Annotated in this window: 4 protein-coding genes; all 4 read left to right on the top strand. The window is 49.5% G+C overall.

The features are described 5' to 3' along the window. A partial coding sequence (locus G465_RS15960; RefSeq protein ID WP_022654741.1) for an RpnC/YadD family protein occupies positions 1-345 on the top strand: 345 nt, incomplete at its 5' end. 335 nt (positions 346-680) lie between these two features. Continuing rightward, entirely contained in the window at positions 681-1,412 is a 732-nt protein-coding gene (locus tag G465_RS0112265; protein WP_022654740.1) for a helix-turn-helix transcriptional regulator, read from the top strand. 154 nt (positions 1,413-1,566) lie between these two features. Then, the gene (locus tag G465_RS0112260) at positions 1,567-1,824 is read left to right on the top strand and encodes a hypothetical protein (protein WP_022654739.1); all 258 of its coding nucleotides are present in this window, start codon (positions 1,567-1,569) and stop codon (positions 1,822-1,824) included. Next, the coding region (locus G465_RS15230) for a DUF4347 domain-containing protein (protein ID WP_022654738.1) at positions 1,787-7,120 on the top strand (5,334 nt) is incomplete at its 3' end. The genes G465_RS0112260 and G465_RS15230, both read left to right, overlap by 38 nt.

Below are 7,120 nucleotides of genomic sequence, written 5' to 3'. Positions count from 1 at the left end.
CCAGTGGTGACTGCACTACGCTCTTTAGAAACCCTCAGCCAAACGAAAGAAGAACAACTGCGTGCCATTGCACGGCAACGTGCCGTTTGGGATTACAACACCGACATTATTACGGCACGGGAAGAGGGTTTAGAAGAAGGCATTCAAAAAGGCCGTGAGGAAGGCCGCGAAGAAGGTATACGGGCTATGCGAGCCATCTTCCGTACATTAATCCAAGCGCGATTTGGCGACCCATTGCCAGATTGGGTGTTGTCGCGGTTACGGACGGCGACGCCGGAACAATTACAGCAATGGGGTATTTCGTTAGCGCAGGCACAACGCTTAGAAGACATTTTTGATATTTGACCCCCTCCTAACCCCTCCCCCTGATTTCAGGGGGAGGCCAGTGCTGTAGGGCGGATAAGCGCAGCGCATCCGCCAAACCCGTAGCGTGGGCACCGGTTTTGTGCCCACGAAACCCACGCCGCCGAGGGTAAAAAAAACCGCCCCACCCAATCAAGGGCGAGGCGGTTCGCGATTGCATACGGCGGTGTTTTGCCGTTTGCCGTTTGCCGTTGTGAGTTATGTTGGGTTGCTAAACAACCAGCATTCCAACATTCACCGATGTGGTGGGCACAGAAACGTGCCCACCCTACCGGGCTGGCTTTATATTTTGATATTTTAGGAAAAAATTAACGTTTATGTCTCGCAAAAATTACGAATATAAAGATTTGTTAGAGACTTTATTATCTAAATTTCGAACTTGTGAAAATTCTTCACAGGTGCTTGATATATTGCACCACATTGCCCGTCAAAGAGGTTTTGATAATTTTGGGTTTGTTAATATGCACAATCATGAAATGAATGTTATCGGAAACAAAATATCATTATGGATAAATCATTATGAAGAAATGGGTTACTTTGATATTGATGCTATCGCCCATGCTGCACGTGATTCAACAGCTCCTATTGAATGGATTGCACAACGCCCCCCTGCAAATATCCATCCAAACCAAAGACAGATTTTTAATGAGGCATATGATTTAGGGTTTAGAGGCGGGTTTTGTTATTTGGCGAGAAAGCAAAAATTTAACATGGTTTTTGGCTTTTATCATCAACAGCCACTTACTAACTTGCCTGCTAAAGAAGATATAGCAGATATGTTGTTAGCAACATTGCATGCGCATGAAAGATTAAGAATAATAGAACAAAAAGACGATGATGTGTATCAAGAAAAAGATTTATCTGATCGTGAAAAAGTATGTTTAAGTTTAATTAAAGATGGTTTAACCGTATCTGAGGCTGCATCTGTACTGAAATTAGCAGACAGAACTGTTACCTTCCATTTGCAAAATTGTCGTGCCAAACTCAATGCCAAAACTCTACCTCAAGCTGTAGCGATTGCACTTGTCCACGGTATGATTGAGCCATAACTCAAAAAAACCTTCCCAACCTGTAAGATCTTACAGGTACATCAATGCCCTCTCCTTTTTACACTTCGCCCATGACTAACAACTTTGGCTATCGCAAAATTGGTTTATGCGGATATTTGCTGCGTAAGCCTATACTGCGAAAGAATATTAACCCTTGGGCGATAAAAATCTTTTAGATAAGCCATGTTTTTTGGTTGAAGAATTCTATATTCACCCTGCTGATATAGAGACCATAAAACTTGCCGCTGCATACTTGCGTATTGACGTGCAAAAAATTATTGAACTTGCACCATATCTGTATGCAAAAAAGGTGATTTCTTCCGAAGGGTCTTTTCTCAGTCATTCGATAGCCATTGATTCAATGGAGAAGTTGAATGAATCAATTGCCAAAAAACCAGATTGCAAAGATTGACTTTGCTACATCTGGAGTAAATCGAGCGAACAAAGAAGTTGCCTTTATTTTTGATAATGTTGCTGATTACGCATTCCTAGAAAAATCTCTGCCTGATTATATTGATGCTATTGTTTTAGATTCTTCTTTGGATGGTTTAGAGCAGATTTTATCTTATCTTCTCAAGATGCCAGAAAAACACCTTGAGGCTATTCATGTTTTGGGACATGGGTCACAGGCAAACTTAAATTTAGGTGCTATCAATTTAAATAAAGATAATTTTTCTGAATATTCTTTAATGTTAGAGAAGATCGGTAATTTTTTATCAGAAGAAGGGGATTTTCTACTCTACGGGTGTCGTGTCGGCAGTGGCGAGCAAGGTCGCCTATTCGTGGGCGACATTGCACGGATTATGCGTGCCGACGTTGCCGCTTCCAACGATGTGACCGGCGCTGCAGCTAAAGGGGGCAACTGGGCTCTGGAAACGCAGAGTGGCCTAATCAATATCGTGCCCCTGGATCTTGCCGAAGGCTACAGCGGCATTCTTCCTTTGCCAGACGGCTTGCTGGATGTCACGCCATCGACCGTGCCTGGCAACTTTGTTTCGGGCTTTGGTTTGACGATCGACACCTCCGGATTCATTGCCAAAACCGATGATCCTGCGGGCGTCTACTTTTATCCGACGGCTTACGACACCAATGTCTATACACCTGCTCTACCGGGTACTTTCACCGTCAGCGCCGACAACCTGAATGTCGCCTCTTTTGACCTGACTGGACTGGACTTTGCCAAGTACAGTCAGGACGGGGCATTCACCTTTGAGGTGATTGGGACGAAGATCAACGGCAGTACGGTTTCAACCAGTTTTACAACAGCTCAAAACTCGACGACATACACATCAGGAACCTATACGGAATTCACGGGGATCACCCGTTTTTCCGTGACAATTACGCCCACAGGTCCTGCCCCCAGCCATATTTCCCAACACACTTTCGACAGCTTCACGATAGCGAATGCCGTTGCTCCGGTCAGCAACACCCCGCCTGCCATCACAAGCACTGCAAACCCGATTTTCATACTTTACGACAACACCACCGCTGAACCTTTCTCGAACCTGGCCTTCGCTGACAACGAGAATAACAGCGGCAGCATCACTATCACCTACACCGCTGCTAATGGCACCCTCTCTGGCACTGGGCTGAGTGGCAACGCGGGCAATTACACGCTGTCTGGCGCAAACCCTGCCGAACTTACCAGCCGCCTGCAAGCGCTGGTCTTCACCCCGACCGCCAATCAGGTGGCACCGAGCAATACAGTGAGCACGACCTTCACCCTGACGCCCAACGATGGCACTGCCAATGGCACGGCGGCCACCGTGACGGCTGCCGTTATCTCAGTCAACGACGCCCCGACCGACCTCTCCCTAGCAAACACCACGGTCAACCAGTCCGGTGGTGCAAACGCCGCCATTGGCACGCTTACCACCACCGATCCAGACTCGGTTTCGACCTTCACCTACAGCCTTGTTTCGGGTACCGGCGACACCCACAACGCCCTGTTCAACATCAGCGGCAATAGCCTGCGTGCCAATGATGCATCAGCGATGGCACCGGGCAACTATAGTGTGCGCATCCAGACCAGCGACGGCGCCGGAGGAACTTACCAAACGCCATTCACTATCCATGTCATTGACAATGTACCACCCCTTTTCGATCAAGCTCCTGCCACTTCGGCGCCTTCCACCAGTGGCTTCCAAATTACCGCCAGCCTTAATGAAGCCGGCACTCTCTATTACGTGATCGTTGCAAACGATGCTACTGCACCATCGGTATCACAAGTCATCAATGGTCAAGATGCAGCAGGCAATACAGCCTTAGCTGCCGGTAACCAGCTGGTCGCTACTGCTCCCTATAGCCATATTTTCACCGTGAACGGTTTAAATCAGGCAACCGATTATGATGTTTACGTTGTTGCGCAAGATACCGCAACCACACCCAATGTTGTGAGTAGTGTCACCAAAATTGATGCAGCAACCTCTGCTCATGCAGTACCAACCATCTCTGCTTTAACCGCTATTGACCTGACAGATACAACAAACACAGACACCTTCAACAATCAAACTGGAACAATCACAGCCAATGATAGTGATGGCACAGTTCAGTCTTATGGCATCAGCGGGGGAACAACGGGTGGTGCAACGGTAGTAGGTGGCGTGACGTATGATGTCTCAAGCGCAGGAGCGTATGGCTCGCTGTATCTTAAAAGTGCTGATGGAGCCTATGTCTATGTTCCAAATAACACAGCTATTAATGCGCTGTCTGACAATCAGAGCGAAAACTTTACCCTGACAGCAACAGATAACGATGGGATGATCGGTGGTGCCACCCTCACCATCAACATCACCGGTGCAAATGACACCCCAACGGATCTCAGCCTAAACACGTCATCTGTGAATCAAAGTGGTGGAACGAATGCTACGGTTGGGACATTCACTAGCACAGATGCAGATACCGGCCAAACACATACTTATAGTTTAGTCACTGGCGATGGTTCGAACGATGCCGACAATAGTAGTTTTAACATTGATGGCGCCACCCTCCGTGCGAATGATGCCAGTGGACTGACTGCTGGGACATATCATTTGTTTGTTCGAACAACTGACAGTGGTACTAGCTCGTTATATTTTGACAAAGCAATCACTGTGACAGTGATTGACGATACTGCACCGACTGTGACATCGATTGTTCGACAGACTCCAAGCGATCAAATCACTCGGGCTGACAGTTTGGTATTCCGTGTTACATTCAGTGAAGCGGTGGCTAATGTTGATGTTGCTGATTTCACTGTGTCAGGCAGCACCGCTACAGTAACAAATGTGACATCCGCTGGAGCGAATGCCTACGACATTACCGTGTCCGGAGGCGATTTAGCCAATCTTAATGGTAATGTCAGCCTTAGTTTTGCCGTTGGGCAAAATATTGCTGATACAGCGACCTCCCCAAATCTCTTAACCAGTACAACACCTACTGGCAGCAACAATAACAGCTATACCATCGACAACACCGCCCCTGCTGCTCCAAGTACCCCCGACTTAGCCGCTGCCAGCGACACCGGCAGTTCCAGTACCGACAACAATACAAACGACACCACCCCAACCGTCAGCGGCACCGCTGAAGCCAACGCCACAGTCAAACTCTATGACACCGATGGCACCACCGTATTAGGGACAATAACAGCTGATGGTTCAGGGGCATGGAGCATTACCAGCAGTGCATTAAGCGAAGGTACACATAGCCTCACCGTCAAAGCCACCGACGCCGCAGGCAATGAATCCACCGCCTCGACTGCCCTCAGTGTCAAAATCAATACCAGCAGTCCAACCGACATCTCCCTCGGCAGTGCATCTACCTCAACCACCACGGCGATTGAGAATGCTGAGTTGACCACCCTCTCCGCTACCGATGCCACCACCAGCGATAGCTTTACCTATACCTTAGTGAGTGGCACTGGTTCAACGGATAACAGCAGCTTTGTTATTGACGGCGATAAACTCAAAGTTGGGGCAACGGCGTTAACGGCGGGCAGCTATGCGGTGCGCGTAAAAGCCACCGATGCCGCAGGCAATGAATTTGAAAAAGCATTAACAATCACCGTCAGTGATGGCCCTGCTGTGAGCAATATCAACCGCGCCACCGGCACACAAGCCACCACCAACAGCGATAGCCTGAGCTACACCGTGACCTTTAGCCAAGCGGTGACGGGTGTGACAGCGGATGACTTTGATTTAACCAAAACAGGTAACGCCAATGGCACGATTGGCGCCCCCACCAGCAGCGACGGCATCACATGGACAATCCCCATCACCGGCGTCAGCGGTGATGGCACGTTAAGGCTTGACCTAAAATCCACCGGCACCGGCATCCAGAACGGTTCATCTGTCGCTATCACCGGCGGCTATACCAGCGGCCAAACCTTCACTATCGACAACACCGCCCCGACGACCACATTCAGTGCGTTAGCTTTAAGTGATGATACCGGCAGCAGTTCGACCGACTTCAACACCAAAACCGCCAGCCAAACCCTAACCGCGACACTGAGTGCGGTACTGGATGAAGGAGACAAATTATTTGGTTCGCTCGATGGTGGGACAACTTGGATTGACATCACCAATAAAGTCGATGGCACAGGGCTATTGTGGAATGGCATCACCCTCGATAGCACCGGCAGCCTAAAACTGAAAGTGACCGATGCCGCAGGCAATGACAGCACCGTGCATACGCAAAACTATGTCCTTGATACCAGCGACCCGACTGCCCTTAGCTTAGCTTCATCCTCATTAAACACCTCTGCCGCTTCCAGCGGCGCAACGGTCAGTACCTTCTCCACCACCGACACCCCAGCCAATGGCACCTTTAGCTACGAATTAGTCGAAGGAGATTCCAGCACCGATAACGGCAAATTTACGATTGACGGCGGCAGTCTAAAAATCGGTACCACCGCTTTGACGGCAGGAAGCTACCAGATACGGGTGAAAGTAACGGATTTAGCTGGTAATAGCTATGAAACACCGCTGACCATCACCGTCAGCACACCACCGCCACCTACTCCCACACCAACCCCAGAGCCCACACCGACACCGGTACCCACTCCCGTACCTACGCCAGAGCCAACTCCGATACCGGAGCCAACGCCGGTACCTACCCCTGTGCCGACTCCGACACCAACTGGCACGTTTGATGGGGTGACGGTGAATGAAACGGTGCAGAGCGATGGTAATAAAGTGGTGACCATTCCAGTGGTGACAGAAGACCGTCAAGACGACCCCACCACACCACAACAAACCCACGCCGATATTCCAGTAGTGAAAAACAGTGATGGTGAATCCGTATTGACAGTGAGTGTCCCGACTGGGGTGGGGATGAGTGTCGATGGTAAAGGCACGATATTGAGCAAAGACGATGCGATGGCTGAATTAATCCGCCGCATTGAACAAAAAACCCCAACCGGTTCGAGCATTCAGGAAGAGATGAAAGGCAATGGCTTTACCTTCCTCAATGCCTTGCCTGCCAATGAAAAACTGATTGTGCAAACCGTGGTGCCGACTGTGGCGGCTAACACCACTACTGCCCCGAGTCAGCCGCTGATTGTGAGTGGCTCAAGCCGTGCCAGCGATGGCAAACAGGCGGTGGTGATTGATGTGAGTCAGTTGCCAAAAGGCACAGTGATTCAAGTCGAGAATATCGACTTTATCGCCATCGTCGGTGAAGTTCGCGCTATCGGCGGCAGTGGGCAAAACGTGGCGGTGGGGGACAATCTC

Origin of the sequence: Aquaspirillum serpens DSM 68 (genome assembly GCF_000420525.1) — a bacterium.
GTDB classification, from domain to species: domain Bacteria; phylum Pseudomonadota; class Gammaproteobacteria; order Burkholderiales; family Aquaspirillaceae; genus Aquaspirillum; species Aquaspirillum serpens.
This window is presented reverse-complemented; position numbering and strand designations above follow the sequence as displayed.

Bases quoted from the DNA above. Each gene is read 5' to 3' on its own strand.
- G465_RS0112265 (WP_022654740.1), top strand. From the start codon at position 681: ATGTCTCGCAAAAATTACGAATATAAAGATTTGTTAGAGACTTTATTA.